This is a genomic window from Geobacillus sp. FJAT-46040 (assembly GCF_002335725.1).
GTDB lineage: Bacteria > Bacillota > Bacilli > Bacillales > Anoxybacillaceae > Geobacillus > Geobacillus thermoleovorans.
Genome location: NZ_NISS01000001.1, coordinates 1,902,508 through 1,918,231 on the forward strand (window position 1 = coordinate 1,902,508; position 15,724 = coordinate 1,918,231).

General features: G+C 52.0%; 14 protein-coding genes. 2 read left to right on the forward strand and 12 right to left on the reverse strand.

Annotated elements, in window-relative coordinates; all coding sequences use genetic code 11:
- Positions 1-23: 23 nt before the first annotated feature.
- From CD000_RS10030 to cyoE, 8 genes are all read right to left on the reverse strand, one after another.
- Positions 24-329 carry an Asp23/Gls24 family envelope stress response protein gene (locus CD000_RS10030; RefSeq protein WP_011230588.1) on the reverse strand — a complete coding sequence of 102 codons (306 nt, stop codon included), beginning with the start codon at positions 327-329 and terminating at the stop codon, positions 24-26.
- Between the two features lie 92 nt (positions 330-421).
- A complete protein-coding gene (locus CD000_RS10035; RefSeq protein WP_096225573.1) occupies positions 422-877 on the reverse strand; it encodes a DUF420 domain-containing protein in 456 nt (151 codons plus the stop codon).
- 50 nt (positions 878-927) lie between these two features.
- Positions 928-1,830 carry a cytochrome c oxidase assembly factor CtaG gene (gene ctaG / locus CD000_RS10040; RefSeq protein ID WP_063330102.1) on the reverse strand — a complete coding sequence of 301 codons (903 nt, stop codon included), beginning with the start codon at positions 1,828-1,830 and terminating at the stop codon, positions 928-930.
- Positions 1,831-1,939: 109 nt separating this feature from the next.
- Complete coding sequence (gene ctaF, locus CD000_RS10045; protein ID WP_096225574.1) at positions 1,940-2,272, reverse strand: cytochrome c oxidase subunit IVB; 333 nt, start codon at positions 2,270-2,272, stop codon at positions 1,940-1,942.
- A gap of 4 nt (positions 2,273-2,276) precedes the next feature.
- A complete protein-coding gene (ctaE, locus tag CD000_RS10050) occupies positions 2,277-2,897 on the reverse strand; it encodes a cytochrome c oxidase subunit III (RefSeq protein ID WP_096225575.1) in 621 nt (206 codons plus the stop codon).
- Entirely contained in the window at positions 2,897-4,768 is a 1,872-nt protein-coding gene (gene ctaD, locus CD000_RS10055; protein ID WP_096225576.1) for a cytochrome c oxidase subunit I, read from the reverse strand. The genes ctaE and ctaD overlap by 1 nt, the downstream gene beginning before the upstream one ends.
- A gap of 22 nt (positions 4,769-4,790) precedes the next feature.
- Positions 4,791-5,861, reverse strand: a complete 1,071-nt coding sequence (gene coxB / locus CD000_RS10060) for a cytochrome c oxidase subunit II (protein WP_096225577.1) — start codon at positions 5,859-5,861, stop codon at positions 4,791-4,793.
- Positions 5,862-5,936: 75 nt separating this feature from the next.
- Entirely contained in the window at positions 5,937-6,845 is a 909-nt protein-coding gene (gene cyoE, locus CD000_RS10065; RefSeq protein ID WP_096225578.1) for a heme o synthase, read from the reverse strand.
- 396 nt (positions 6,846-7,241) lie between these two features.
- Between cyoE and CD000_RS10070 the strand changes: the two genes are divergently transcribed.
- Positions 7,242-8,195, forward strand: coding sequence for a COX15/CtaA family protein (locus CD000_RS10070; RefSeq protein WP_096225579.1), 954 nt, complete (start codon positions 7,242-7,244; stop codon positions 8,193-8,195).
- Positions 8,196-8,360: 165 nt separating this feature from the next.
- Here CD000_RS10070 and pyc read toward each other — a convergent pair whose 3' ends face one another.
- The 3 genes from pyc to CD000_RS10085 all read right to left on the reverse strand — a co-directional run bounded on the left by pyc (position 8,361) and on the right by CD000_RS10085 (position 13,488).
- Positions 8,361-11,804, reverse strand: a complete 3,444-nt coding sequence (gene pyc / locus CD000_RS10075) for a pyruvate carboxylase (protein WP_096225580.1) — start codon at positions 11,802-11,804, stop codon at positions 8,361-8,363.
- Between the two features lie 59 nt (positions 11,805-11,863).
- A complete protein-coding gene (ftsW, locus tag CD000_RS10080) occupies positions 11,864-13,075 on the reverse strand; it encodes a putative lipid II flippase FtsW (RefSeq protein WP_011230578.1) in 1,212 nt (403 codons plus the stop codon).
- A 125-nt stretch (positions 13,076-13,200) separates the two neighbouring features.
- Entirely contained in the window at positions 13,201-13,488 is a 288-nt protein-coding gene (locus CD000_RS10085; RefSeq protein WP_011230577.1) for an Fpa/YlaN family protein, read from the reverse strand.
- A gap of 162 nt (positions 13,489-13,650) precedes the next feature.
- Between CD000_RS10085 and CD000_RS10090 the strand changes: the two genes are divergently transcribed.
- Complete coding sequence (locus CD000_RS10090; protein WP_011230576.1) at positions 13,651-14,157, forward strand: molybdopterin-binding protein; 507 nt, start codon at positions 13,651-13,653, stop codon at positions 14,155-14,157.
- A 185-nt stretch (positions 14,158-14,342) separates the two neighbouring features.
- Here CD000_RS10090 and CD000_RS10095 read toward each other — a convergent pair whose 3' ends face one another.
- Entirely contained in the window at positions 14,343-15,674 is a 1,332-nt protein-coding gene (locus tag CD000_RS10095) for a PhoH family protein (protein ID WP_011230575.1), read from the reverse strand.
- Between the last annotated feature and the right edge of the window lie 50 nt (positions 15,675-15,724).

The window sequence follows — 15,724 nt, forward strand, 5'->3', positions numbered from 1 at the left end:
AAAAACGCATGAGAGCGCGGTTCTCATGCGTTTTTTTCCGGCATGACAAGCCGTTTGACAACAATGTCGACCGCCTCAGCGACATATGGCGTCATCGCGGCGATCTCCTCGGCAATATGCTGTTGCAGCTGGCGGCAAACTTCCATCACCGGCGCCCCATATCGAATGGACATCTTTACCGTGACGCGGCACCGCCCGCCTTGAGCAACGGTGATGAACACCTCACAATCGTCAAGGGCGACCTCCGTCTGGCCGCGCACACACATCATGACAATTGTCAATAGCGTCGCCTCTACGGCGCTCCGTTTCCGATAGCGAAACGTGTTCACCGCCTTCCCCCTGCTGCACAAAATCACGTCTATATAGGCGTGTTGTATTCTATGCTATGCAACCGCCGCTGCCCTTGCTCCTTGCCCGCCGGTTAAAAACCGAGCACCGCCTTGATGAGCGACGTCGTTTGGCCCCCTGGATAGAGGACATAAAGCAGCCAATAGACGGCGACCCCGGTTGAGGCGCTGCCAAACCAAATGATGCTGGCGATCGGCCCAAGCCGACGATGGCGGGCCCTCTTGTCTTTCAATCCCGTCCAAATCGTGACAAGGCCAAATACGGCGCCAACTGTCGCCAGCACAATATGGAAAATAAGAAACAGCGTATAGTACACTTTGACGTTCTCCGGTCCGCCAAAACTTGTGTTGCCGATAAACAACGTCCGCGACATATAAATGACAAAAAACAAAAGCGCAAAAGCGGCAGCGGTCAACATCACCTTTTTATGCGCTTCGATCCGCCTGCGGCTGATCAAGTACCAGCCGTAGGCCACAAGCAAAGCACTGATCACAATGCAGATCGTGCTGATCGTCGGTAAAATCGCCATAGCTTCTCTCCCTTTCCTTCGTCTCTTTACGACTTACGATGGATAGTGCCTTACAGTTTCGTCGGCCGCGGCGCCATATCCATGCTCGGTTCTTTTTCCCGTTCTTTCCGATACCACTCTCTAAAAATAAAGAACAACGTCACCCCGTATATAATTTCTTGAATAATTTTCATCAATACCCCGCCGAGCTGCTGATCATGAAGCGGAGACATCGACAAAAACATTTGCGGTCCGGTCAAGTCAAGCGAAGCTAATATTCCTGACGGGACGCAAAGCGCCAACCCAGTCATCCATGCTTCCGGATCCGTGTACGTCTCATACAGCGGAGTGCCGGCGAAAATAATGAGCGCACAGGCCGGTGTGAGCAGCATGCCGTCGGCAAAAATATAGCCCATTTTTTTTAACCCGGATAATGTCGTCCATCCGGAAAGTTTATTCACAAGCGGCCACCACATGAAGAAGGCTGCAATGAAAATGGCTGTTGTGACAGACGCATGCAAAAACATGTTCGTTTTCACGATGTCAAAAACCATTGGGACGTGGTACAAAGAAAATAACCCATTAAACAAAAGCAAAGACACAATCGGCTTTGTCAACAGCTGAAACGAACGGCGCACCACCGCAATCCGGAACATCCGCTCATAAAACTGCTCCGGAATCCCTAAAATAAAACATTGCGGCACCGTTAAGTAAAGCAGCGCCATTTGCACCATGTGAGCGGTGAACGTCAAATGGCCCATCAAATCAAGCGGAGAGCCTTTGCATACGTAAAGAAGCACTATTCCTGTCAAAAAGTACGCTTTTTGTTTCCTCGAAACGGGGGCATCAAGGCCAAACCGCTGCCGCCACGGTCCGGTGACTCCGAGATACAACAAGGCAACAGCCGCCAACGCCAACAGAAAAAACGGACTCCAAAGCGCAACTGGACCAAACATTTGCAGCGATTGAAACATAGAAATTCCCTCCTGCCTTGTCCTTTCCCCATTATACTACATGCCGCCGCATGAGCGCTATTAAAAAAAGGGGAAACCGGTGCTGCAACACCGATCCCCCCCCCTTTGCTTACCACCAAATGACCGTCGTAAACGCCCACACAAGCAGAAGCATGACAAACACGCCTCCATAAATAAACATAGCCGGAAACTCATGACCTTTATGGCTCATATGCATGAAATAATAAAGCTGGAACGCCACTTGCACAGCGGCAAGCAACAAAATAAATGGAACGACAAACCAATGGGAAAACTCCTCGTAGCCGACCGCGGCGAAAGCGATGAGCGTTAACAAAATCATCAGCACGAAGGCGATGAGTTGATGACGCATCTCTTCCGCATTTTTCCGGCGGCGGTATGCCAAATCGACGCGTTCATTTCCGGAGTTCGTTTGGTTCGCCATACGTTCACCCCACCATTCCCATTAAATATACGACGGTAAAAATGAACACCCAGACGACGTCGATAAAGTGCCAATAAAGGCTCGCGACGTAAAACTTCGGGGCATTATACAAGTTTAACCCGCGCTTGGCATTGCGAATCATCAATGTTAAAATCCAAAGCAACCCAAACGCAACGTGGGCGCCGTGCGTGCCGACGAGCGTGTAAAAGGCGGACGCGAAGGCGCTCGTCGTAAACTTAAGGCCTTCATGAACATACTCATAAAACTCATAAATTTCCAAGGCCAAAAACCCAGCGCCAAGCAGCACCGTAATGCCGAACCAAAGTTGCATTTTTTGAAAATCAAAGTTTTTCATATGATAAATGGCGTAAACGCTCGTTAAACTGCTCGTTAACAGGAGCATTGTCATCATAAACACGAGCGGCATTTGGAACAGCTCTTCGGCGGAAGGACCGCCGTTTGTTTTGTCTTTGAGCGCCAAATAGGTGGCGAAGAGAGAGGCGAACATAACCGTCTCTCCGCCTAAAAACAGCCAAAAACCGAGAAACTTATTTTTCCCCTCAAGGGTGGCGCGTTCCGGCGCCGCCGGAAACGTCTCGGCCGTCAGTTTTTCCTCCACGTGCATCAGGCGTTCGCCCCCTTCTTCTCAAGTTCAAGCACTTCTTCTTTATGGATATGGAAGCCATGGTCATCGATCACCGAGCGCAAGAACATCGCACCGAGCGTAATGAGCAAGCCGAGAACGCCGACCGGCAAGCCCCATCCGGCGTCATTATGGTACGTAAAGCCGAATGCTGCAACAAACAGTCCAAACGAAATGACAAACGGCAAGAACGACGAATTGGGCATATGAATGTCACCAAGCGGTTCAGCCGGCGTCAATTCTTTTTTGCCTTCCATTTTTTCGATCCAGAAAGCATCAAGCCCGCGGACGAGCGGCGTTTGAGCGAAGTTGTACACCGGCGGCGGCGAAGCGATGGCCCATTCGAGCGTGCGGCCGTCCCCCCACGCATCGCCCGGCACTTTTTCGCCTTTTACCGTCGTAATCACAATGTTAATAAGTAAAATAACCGTCGCGGCTGCCATAAAGAACGCCCCGACCGTACTGATGAAGTTGCCGGTCTCCAATCCTTGCCCCGGCAAGAATGTGAACACACGGCGCGGCATTCCCATTAGACCAAGAAAATGTTGGATAAAGAACGTCAAATGGAAGCCGATAAAGAACAGCCAGAACGTCATTTTGCCAAGCGTCTCATTCAGCATGCGGCCAAACATTTTCGGCCACCAATAATGGGTTCCGGCCAGCAAGGCGAACACAACCCCGCCGACAATGACGTAATGGAAGTGCGCAACAACAAAATAGCTGTCATGATATTGGTAGTCAGCGGCAGCCGCTGCGAGCATGACGCCCGTGACCCCGCCCATGACGAATGACGGAATAAACGCCACCGCATAATGCATTGGCGTCGTAAATTTGATGCTTCCGCCCCACATCGTAAACAGCCAGTTAAAAATTTTCACCCCGGTCGGCACCGCAATCGCCATCGTTGCGACAGCAAAGATGGCGTTCGCAATCGGTCCCAACCCGACGGTGAACATATGGTGCGCCCACACCATGAACCCTAAGAATGCGATCAATACCGTCGCAAACACCATCGACGAATAGCCGAACAGACGCTTTCGCGAGAACGTCGCGAAAATCTCAGAGAAAATGCCGAACGCCGGCAATACAAGAATGTATACTTCCGGATGGCCGAACACCCAGAACAAGTGCTCCCAAATGATCGTATTGCCACCGGCGGCTGGATTGAAAAAGTTGCCGCCAAACAACCGGTCCATCATCATGAAAATCAAAGCAACCGTCAGCGGCGGGAATGCAAACAAGATAAGCGCCGACGCTACAAACGTCGTCCATGTGAACATCGGCATGCGCATAAATGTCATGCCCGGAGCGCGCATGTTGATGATCGTCACCAGAAAGTTAATGGCACCCATGATCGTTCCGAAGCCGGAAATTTGCAGCCCGAGCGTATAAAAGTCGATGCCATGATGCGCTTTTGAGTCAAGCGACAGCGACGCATACGACGTCCAACCAGCGTCCGGTGCGCCGCCTAAAAACCACGAACTGTTTAAAAACAGGCCGCCGAAGAAAAAGAGCCAAAATCCGAGCGCGTTCAAGAACGGGAACGCAACGTCGCGCGCGCCGATCTGCAACGGCACGACTGCGTTCATAAAGGCGAAAAGAAGCGGCATCGCAGCTAGGAAAATCATTGTTGTTCCGTGCATTGTCAGCACTTCGTTGTACAAACCACCGACAAGAAAATCATTGTTCGGCTTCGCGAGCTGAATCCGGATGAACAGCGCCTCAAGACCGCCAAGCAGGAAGAAAAATCCTCCGGCGATTAGATACAGATGGGCGATTTTTTTATGATCGACTGTTGTCAAGTAATCCCATAAAACGGCGCCGACACCCTTTTTGCGAGTGATCGTACTCACAGTGAAACCTCCCTTTTATGCCTTATTCCACTTTTAAGCTCATTAAATATTTCGTCAATGCATCAAGCTGCTCTTCTGTCAGTTCGCCATATGTACCTGTCATTTTGTTTCCAGGCTTTATGCTTTCGGGATCACGCAGCCATCTTTTTAAGTTTTCTTCATTGTGTTCTAAAATGCCGGCAATCCGTTCACGATCGCCAAAGTTCGCCAAATTCGGCGCTGTGCGTGCCTGTTCCGGACGCTTGTCCACCGGCGACACGGCATGGCAGCCAATACAGCTTTTATTGAAAATGGCTTCCCCTTGTTTGGCGACCGGATCTGTCACAACCGGTTTTTTCGCATTTTGCATTTTTTCGACCCAAGCATCAAACTCCGTGCGCGGCAACGGACGCACTTTGAAGTCCATCAACGCATGGGACGGCCCGCAAAGCTCCGCACATTTGCCGTAAAAGACGCCGCCCGCTTTGTCTGTCGCTTCTTGGTCAAAGACAAGCCAGAACTGGTTTTTGTTGTCCGTATTTGTGTCCATTTTGCCGCCGACCGCCGGAATCCAGAACGAGTGTTTGACGTCTGACGCAATCAAGTTAAAATAGACTTTTTCGTTCGTCGGCACGACTAAGTCTTGGCTCGTAATAATGCCGTAATCCGGGTATTCAAATTCCCACCAGTACAAGTTGGCGCGCACGTTGACCACAACCGTATCTTTATCGCGGTTTTTGTCATTCATCGGCTTGACATCCGCCAGCTTAAACGTCGCCGATACCGTCGGCACCGCCAAAATCAGCAAGAGGATGATTGGAATGACAGTCCAAATAATTTCTAGTTTATGGCTTCCTTCCACTTGCTTCGGAATTTTGTTTTCTTCCCCCTTGCGCCGCCGGAAGCGGATGACAACATAGACGAAAATGATCGCTACAACGACAATGACGAGCACCATGATCGACGTGCTCAGCAACATGAGCGAGTACTGCATGTCCGCTACTTCGCCGGCAGGCTGGAGCGTCGACAAAAACGGCTTGCCGCAGCCGGCGAGCAACAGCGCCATCATTCCAAACAAGGAAAGTAAGCGCCAGTTACGCAGCCCTTTGTTCATAGCCTAATCAAACCCCTCTTTCTTTGATGGATAAATGTATATAAATTCTTTCGCGGAGAAAGAATTTTAACCTGTTCACCAAAGCGTGGCGATGACCATCGCCACGAACAGAATCGTCAAATAATTGAGCGAGTAGACGAACATCCATTTCGCCCACTTTAAGTCATCTTTCATTTTCAAGCCCCACAGCCCCAAAAACAGCCAGCCGACGTTCAAGAGCGTCGCGACTGCTAAAAACGGCACGCCAAGCGGGAACAAATAAAACGGCAGCGGCAGCAAACAGGCCACCCAGACGATAATTTGCCGCTTTGTCATGGCAAAACCGTGGACGACCGGCAACATCGGGATGCCGGCAGCCCGGTACTCCTCGCACCTCTTCATCGCCAACGCCAAAAAGTGAGGCGGCTGCCATAAAAACATGATTAAAAATAAGACGAGCGGAACGATATGGAAATCCGAGTCGACCGCCGTCCAACCGATCACCGGGGGAACAGCACCAGAAATGCTGCCGACGACAGTGTTGAGCGTATAACGGCGCTTCGTCCAAAGCGTATAGAAAAAGACGTACGTCACCATGCCAATGAGCCCGACCACCGCTGCCGTAACCGTTGTCATGAGCAAGCTCATCGTGCCGACGGCGACCAGGGCAACTCCGAGCCAAAGCACGCGCCGCGGCTCCATCGTTCCAGTTACCGTCGGCCGCACTTTCGTCCGCTCCATATATTGATCGATGTCGCGGTCAATGTAGTTGTTAATGGCGCATGAACCTGCGATGACGAACGCGGCGCCAAACAGCGTAAAAAACACAAGATGCAAATTCTCCAAAAAGTGCTCTCCAGTAAAATAAAACGCCAGCCACATTCCGGCAAACGTCGTGATCAAGTTCGAATTAACAATCCCGATTTTGACAACTGCCGACAATTCTCTCCAAATCGCCTTTGCGCTTGCCTGCGAACGATGGCGAGCATCGGCCGCGGCCCCCATGCACCGCTTTCAAATCGGCCATTTCTCCTGTTCCTCCTCATTGCGCCGCCCAGCAGGCGCCGTGATGTTGCCTGAAATTCTTTCCAACGCCAAATAGCAAAAACGGGCTGTTTCCTCTTTAATATTAAATCACATTTTTTCCTCATCATGTGAACTTTTTTTGAATAATTTGTGTCAAATTTTTGAATGCGCGCACCCAAAACGGCTCATTCGCTTGTCCCATTAATATTTCTAGCAAACTTAATCGACTTATTCAATATGCAAACGTCATTTTGTGTTTCCGGCCGCCATCGTGTAAAATAGATTTGGCTTGGCGACACGGTTGGCTGCAATAAAATCCATCACTTTACTAATATGGACAAAATCACAATTTCTCAATACAAGAAGGTGAAGATTTTGCAACGTTCACTGAAATGGTTTGCCTCGGCAACCACGTTGGTAATGTTGTTTGTTTTAATTGGCGGAGCGCTTGTGACCAAAACCGGCTCCGGCATGGGGTGCGGCCGATCATGGCCGCTGTGCAACGGCCAATGGGTGCCGGATCACATTACGCCTGAGCTCATCATCGAGCTGAGCCATCGACTCGTTTCCGGCCTTGCCGGCATCATGGTGCTCATCCTTTCCATCTGGGCGTGGAGAGCCATTGGCCATGTGCAGGAGACAAAGTTTTTAGCGGTCATATCGTTTGTCTTTCTCGTCTTGCAAGGGCTGATCGGCGCCGCCGCGGTCGTGTGGGGGCAGTCCGATTTCGTTCTCGCCTTGCATTTCGGCATTTCGCTCATTTCGTTTGCCGCTGTGCTGGTATTGACGCTATTGATTTTTGAAATCGACAAAACGTTTTCCACCGCTTCGCTTTCGCTTGACGGCAAAATGCGGTTTCATATTTACGGCATCACCATATACTCATACATCGTCGTCTACACCGGGGCGCTCGTGCGCCATACGAACGCCAGCCTCGCTTGTCCGAGCTGGCCGCTTTGCGCGAAAACGCGCCTCCTCCCGGTTCAGTTTCATGAATGGGTGCAGATGGGCCATCGATTGGCCGCTGCTGTCATCATCATTTGGATCGCCGCCGCCGCGATACATGCCGTCCGCCATTACCGCAGGCAGCCGGTCATCTACTACGGATGGCTCATCGCCCTTTTGCTCGTGCTCGCGCAAATGATGACTGGAGCGCTTGTCGTTTTTACGCAGCTGAATTTATACATTGCCTTGGCGCATGCCTTTTTCATTTCCTGCCTGTTCGGTGTGCTCAGCTATTTATTGCTTTTGGCGCTCCGCACCCGCCGCGCGCCGGTAAAAGCCGCCGACCATTCAGCTGGGGAAGCGGCGCCGGCGACGTTGAAATGACGTTCGTCGGTCAGCAAACCAAAAGGGGCTGACCCAAAAGGTTGTCTGTCTTCAAGATAGGCACAACCTATCGTGCAGCAGAAGCAGTCAGCACGTATATAGAGCAACGAAAGAGGGTATCCCGCTCCTTTTGGGACACCCTCTTTTTGCGCGCGATGGACAGTTTCATTTGGACAGCTCAATTAGCAAATCCCCCGCTTGAATGGCATCGCCGCTTTTGACGTAAATGTCTTTGACAATGCCGGCAAACGGCGCCTGCACCGTCGTTTCCATCTTCATCGCTTCCGTAACCATCAAATGGTCGCCTTTGTCAACTTTTTCCCCTTTCTCCACGAGCACTTTCACAACCGTGCCCGGCATCGTGGCGGCAATGTGGTTCGGATTCGTCCGATCGGCCTTGATGCGCTCAGCGACAGCGGCTTTGATGCTTTCATCGCGGATGATGACTTCGCGCGGCTGGCCGTTCAGCTCGAAGTAAACGACGCGTGTGCCGTCCGCCTGAGGCTGGCCGATGGAGACGAGTTTGACGATGAGCGTTTTCCCGCGCTCAATCTCCACTTCAATTTCCTCGCCGAGGCGCATGCCGTACAGGAACGTCGGTGTATCGAGCACTGAAATATCGCCGTATTTTTCGACCGTTTCGGCATATTCCAAAAACACTTTCGGATAAAGCGCATAGGCAATGGCGTCAAAGTCGGTCACTTCGCGGCCGAGCTTGTCATACAGCTCCCGCTTGATTTGCTCGAAATCAACCGGCTCAAGCAACTCGCCCGGACGAACGGTGATCGGTTCGCGCCCTTTCAAAATAATGCGCTGCAACTCTTTCGGGAACCCGCCATGCGGCTGGCCTAAATAGCCTTCGAAAAACTCCACGACCGAGTCTGGGAAATTGAGCGTTTCGCCGCGTTCAAAAATGTCTTGCTCCGTCAAATTGTTTTGCACCATGTAAAGCGCCATGTCGCCGACAACTTTCGATGATGGCGTCACTTTGACGATGTCGCCGAACAAGTCGTTGACGCGGCGATACATTTCTTTCACTTCATCCCACCGATCGCCGAGGCCGACCGCTTTTGCCTGCTGCTGCAGGTTGCTGTACTGGCCGCCTGGCATCTCATGCATGTATACTTCCGTATGCGGCGCGTTCATGCCGCTTTCAAACTCCTGATAAAATTTGCGCACGTCTTCCCAATAGCGGGCCAACTGCTCAAGGCCGTAAATATCAACCTCCGGCGCCCGCTCCGTTCCTTCAAGGGCATAGTAGAGCGTATTGGCGCTCGGCTGCGACGTCAAGCCGGCCATCGAGCTGACGGCGACATCGACGATATCGACGCCGGCTTCGATCGCTTTGGCGTACGTGTAAATGCCGTTGCCGCTCGTATCGTGCGTATGCAAATGGATCGGAATGTCGACCGTTTCCTTGAGCGCGGAAATGAGCACGTACGCCGCCTGCGGCTTCAACAGGCCGGCCATATCCTTAATGCCTAAAATGTGCGCACCGGCTTGCTCGAGCTCTTTCGCCAAGGCTTTGTAATAATCCAAATTGTACTTCGGCCGGTTCGGGTCCAAAATATCGCCTGTATAGCAAATAGCCGCCTCGGCGATTTTGCCGCTTTGCCGGACGGCATCGATCGCCACCGTCATCCCTTTCACCCAGTTTAGGCTGTCGAAAATGCGGAACACATCAATGCCGGCTTGCGCCGATTTTTCAACGAACTCGCGGATGACGTTGTCGGGATAGTTTTTATACCCCACGGCGTTGGCCGAGCGAAGAAGCATCTGGAACAGCACGTTCGGGATGCGCTCGCGCAGCTTGAGCAGCCGGTCCCACGGATCTTCTTTCAAAAAGCGGTACGCCACATCAAACGTCGCCCCGCCCCACATCTCAAGCGAGAATAAGTTGGGCAGCAAACGCGCCGTCGGCTCAGCGATCCGCAACAAGTCGATCGTGCGGACGCGGGTCGCCAACAACGACTGATGAGCGTCACGGAACGTCGTATCGGTCAAGAGCACGCGCGGCTGCTCTTGGATCCAGCGAACAAGCCCTTCAGGTCCGCGTTCATCCAAAATTTGCTTCGTTCCCGCTGGGATCGGTTCCGTTTGGCTCACCTTCGGCACGCGCGGTTTGTCAAACACCGGCTTTTTCTTTTTGCCGATGCCAGGGAAGCCGTTGACCATCACGGTGCCGATGTACGTAAGCATTTTCGTCCCGCGGTCTTTTCGGCGCGGGAATACAAACAATTCCGGCGTCGTATCGATAAATGACGTATCGTATTCCCCCGACAAAAATTTCGGATGCTGCACGACGTTTTCCAAAAACGGAATGTTCGTTTTAATGCCGCGGATGCGGAATTCGCGCAAGTTGCGCAACATTTTTCTTGCCGCCTGCTCAAACGTCAACGCCCATGTCGACACTTTCACGAGCAGCGAATCGTAATACGGCGTAATGACCGCCCCTTGGAAGCCATTGCCGGCGTCCAAGCGCACGCCAAAACCGCCGCCGGAACGGTACGCCATAATTTTTCCCGTATCCGGCATAAAGTTGTTGAGCGGGTCTTCCGTCGTCACCCGCGACTGAATGGCGTAGCCGTTGATGCGGATGTCCTCCTGCTTGGGAATGCCGACTTCCGGGCTGTGGAGCGAAAATCCGTCGGCGATTAAAATTTGCGACTGGACGATGTCAATCCCGGTGATCATTTCGGTGATCGTATGCTCAACTTGAATGCGCGGATTGACTTCGATGAAATAAAACTCATCTCCGGAGACGAGAAACTCAACCGTGCCAGCGTTGACGTAGCCGACGCTTCTCATGAGCCGGACCGCCGCCTCGCAAATGCGCTCGCGCAGCTCGTCCGACAACGAGACGCTCGGCGCGACTTCCACGACTTTTTGATGGCGGCGCTGCACCGAGCAGTCGCGTTCATAAAGGTGAACGATGTTTCCTTCGTGGTCGCCCAAAATTTGCACTTCAATATGCTTCGGCTTTTCAATCAGCTTTTCGACATAAACGTCATCGCTGCCAAACGCCGCTTTCGCTTCCGACTTAGCCCGCTCAAACGCTTCCTTCACTTCCGACTTTGAGCGGACGATGCGCATGCCCCGGCCGCCGCCGCCAAGCGCCGCTTTAATGATGATCGGGTATCCGTGCGTCTCGGCAAAGCGGACGACATCCTCAAGGCCGCCGACCGGTCCGTCGCTGCCCGGGATGACCGGAATGCCCGCCTTCATGGCCGCATGCCGCGCTTTCACTTTATCGCCGAACATATCCAAATGTTCTTCATTCGGGCCGATGAAAATAATCCCCTCTTCGCGGCACCGTCTGGCAAATTGAATGTTTTCCGACAAAAACCCATATCCCGGGTGGATGGCATCAACATCGTGGGCTTTGGCGATCTCAATGATGCCTTCGATGTCCAAGTACGCTTCGATCGGTTTTTTCCCTTCCCCGACTAAATACGCCTCATCCGCTTTGTAGCGGTGGTACGATCCGGCGTCTTCCTTCGAATAAATCGCCACGGTGCGGATATCAAGCTCCGTGCAGGCGCGGAAAACGCGAATGGCGATCTCTCCGCGGTTGGCTACCAACACTTTGCGAATTCGTCTTGTCCTCATTCTGTCCCTCCTCCTTTAAATAAAAGTATAAAAGTTTTGCCGATTTGTAAATACACTTTCTAAAAAGTCAGACCTCTTTTCTGTTTGCTGACCATCGTTTTTTCCGCTTTTTTATACCGTTGTTCGTACTTTGCAAACATAGAAATGTTCACAAGCAGACCGAGCGAAGCCATGGTCAGGACAAGCGACGTTCCCCCATAGCTGACGAGCGGCAGCGGCACCCCTGTAATCGGAATAAGGCCAACGACCCCACCAACGTTAATGAACGTTTGAAAGCCGATCATGACGGAGATGCCGATCGCAAGCAGGCTCCCAAACGCATCGTGGGAGCGGCGGGCAATCCAAAGCCCGCGCAGCACGATAAACGCCAATAACCCAAGCGTGAACGCTACACCAAATAAGCCGAGCTCTTCGGCGATGACCGCCATAATAAAATCGGTGTGCGACTCTGGCAGGTAGCCGTATTTTTGAATGCCTTTGCCAAGCCCCACTCCTTTCAGCCCGCCAAGCCCGATCGCCAAATACGAATTCACGAGCTGGTAGCCATCGCCGTTTGCGTATTGAAATGGATCCAAAAAGCTGTAAAGACGCGATACCCGTTCAGGAGAAAAAATTTTTTTGCCGGCAACCGGGAGCCAAAACGGTGACAGCACCGTCCCGATCAATGTAAAAAAAAGCAGCTGCTTTAGAAGCAACACGAGGCGCAAACCGGACGAAACAATGATGCACATCGCGATGGCAAACACGATCGCCGCCGTTCCGAAGTCAGGCTGTATGGCAATCAGGAAACAAATCACCAATGTATAATAAATGGGGAACAAATTGCTTTTCGCCGGCTCGGCCAGCCGCTTCCGCTTGTTGGCAAACGCTGCGGCCAAGTATAAAATCAGACCGAGCTTCGCGAGCTCCGCCGGTTGGATCGAAAGCGCCCCGACGCGAAACCAGCTTGTTGCGTTGTTGGCCGTATGGCCGAGAAAAGCGACGGCGATCAGCATCAATGGAGAAGCAAAAAAGACGAGTTTCACCCATCGCTCCGCCCGCCACACTTTATACGGAATCGCCATCATGATGGCGAACGCGATGAATCCGGCAATCAGCCACAGTTTTTGCCGCTCGTAAAAATAGTCGCTTGGCACTTCAAAGCGGATGACAGCGGTGACCATGCTTGAGCTGTACACCATAATCAATCCGAACAACGACAGCATGATGACCGCGGTGATCAGCGGATAATCATAGCACTTCAATACTTTTTTCCATAATTGTCGTTCCATCGTTCCTCTTCCCTGTGAACATGTATGTACTTAAAATCATTCGCAGCGGCGCGCTGTTTTCCTGCCGAAAAACAGAAAAACTCAAACGACGGGAAACCAATCGTTTGAGTTGTTTTATATATCCTTTATCGCACGCGCTTTTTGGCCACGGCCTCGTGCAACGTGGAAAGTTCGCGCTCAAGCCGGTCAAGGAGCGCCTTTCCGTCTTTCGCCTCCACAAGCCCGAGGCGCACCGCAAAATCAATTTCCCGTGACAACCCGAACATTTGCGTGTCAAGCACTTCTTCATACACCGGACATTGCGGCATCGTCAAATGGTCCATTTGCACGCGGATGAGTTGGATGATTTTCTCTGCATCCGCTTGTAAAAGCGCGTACGCCTTCTCCCGATAGCTCATCGATTCGTCCGTCACATCGATCCCTCCGTTCTCTCCCCTATCCTTCTTTACATCTTAACGTGAAACAAGCCATTTTGCAAGTTGAAACCGTTGACAGCAGCCGGGCCTGGAACATGACAAGCTCTTTCATTATTATTATACTAAAAACGGTGGGAACATGCAGAGGAGAGGTGTTTCATGAACGATATTATTGTGCTGACAGGAAAGGTGAAGTTTACGATCACGCTTGACCCCGGCGTCTGGATTTTCGACGACCGGAAAGTGGACATGGATGCGTATTTTTCGGAGCCGGCTCCACAGCCGACGGAAGCGGAGCAAGAGGACGAGGAAATCAAAAAGCTGTCGGCATTTTGGGACCGGGAAATTCAAGAGGGCGCGGTTTTTCCGCCGACGTTGAAAACGGAGCGGCGCTTTTTGAAGGAGAAAATCATCACCGGCTCGTTCGGCATGCCGTTCGCCCCATTTTTGCGAAACGCTGAGCCGCATGAAGACGCGTCTGAACTTGTCATTGAGACGGAACATGGAGAAACCGTGATCCCTCTGGAAAAGGCGTACGACCTGATTTTCGCTTTTTCCCAAAACGGAAAACCGTTGCGCGACGACGGTCCGGTGCACATTTATTTTGGCGACGGCTCCAACCGCGAGGCGCCGATTACTCATGTGCGTCGGCTCGTCGTCCGATGACCGGGCGCCCCATGAAGGGGCGGCCCGGTGTTTGAGCTTTTGACGCCTTCAACCGCCTTAAGCGCTTTGACCCCAGATGTTTTCCACAGCGCCCCAGGCGGCGGGCGCCTTTCGAAACGTTCGCGTCGTCGGGCCGCGCGCCTGGCACCCGTTCTTTAACGGCGGATGCTCTGAGGAACGCCTAGCTACAGCAAATCAGCGGCAAGCTGTGCGAGCGCCGAACGCTCCCCTTTGACGAGCCGGATATGGCCGGCGATTTTTTGGTCTTTAAACTTTTCGACGACGTACGTCAACCCGTTGTTATATTCATCCAAATACGGATGGTCGATCTGTTCCGGATCGCCCATTAAAATGATTTTACTTTTCTCCCCAACGCGTGTCAAAATCGTCTTCACTTCATGCTTCGTTAAATTTTGCGCCTCATCAATGATGATAAACTGCTCCGGCAGGCTCCGGCCGCGGATGTACGTGAGCGCCTCCACTTCAATCGAGCTCATGCCGGCTAAAATCGCATCGAGCTCCCCCGGTTTTTTCGTGTTGAACAAGTATTCCAAGTTGTCAAAAATCGGCTGCATCCACGGGCGCAGCTTTTCTTCCTTTTCCCCCGGCAGAAAGCCGAGATCTTTCCCCATCGGCACAATCGGCCGAGCGACGAGCAATTTTTTGTATGTGCGCAAATCTTCCGTTTGCATCAACCCCGCGGCAAGGGCAAGCAACGTCTTGCCCGTTCCGGCTTTGCCGATTAGCGTCACAAGCGGAATGTCGTCGCGCATGAGAAGCTCAAACGCCATCGTCTGCTGCACGTTGCGCGGGCGAATGCCCCATATATGTTCGTGATGGAAGATGAGCTTTTTCACTTTTTTGCCGTTTTGGTCGACAATGCCAATCGCTGACGCCGAGCTGCCAAACGCGTCTTTCATAATGATGAACTGGTTCGGATAAAACGGGTGGTCGGCGATATCAGCGAGCACGAGCTCCCCTTTGTCGTAAAACCGCTGCAGGTGGTCCTTTCCTATGTACAGCTCCAAAAATCCGCTGTAAATATGGTCGACATCAACGACGCGGTCGCTTAAAAAGTCTTCTGCCTGCAGCCCGATGGCATCCGCTTTGACGCGCACGAGCGCATCCTTGCTCACCAAAATGACAGAGCGTCCATCTTCCTTCGCCTGCTCTTCAAGCGATAAATTTTTCGCCACCGCCAGAATGCGGTTGTCATTTGTTTTTTCGACAAAAATTTCTTGCAGTTGATGAAACGAACGATGGTTCAACTCAATGCGAAGCGCCCCTCCGTTTTCAAGCGGAATTTTTTCATGCAGCTTGCCGTTTTCGCGCAGACGGTCGATGAGCTTTGACACTTGGCGGGCATTTCTACCAATTTCATCCATATACCGCTTTTTCGAATCCACTTCCTCAAGCACGACCGCTGGAATGACGACCTCATTATCCTCAAACGCGAAAATCGAATACGGATCTTGCAACAGCACGTTCGTATCGAGCACGTAAATTTTTTTTCCCAAATTCCGCTTCCCCCCATGTGAGTTTTTCACGTTTTTCCGTTGGATGGGAA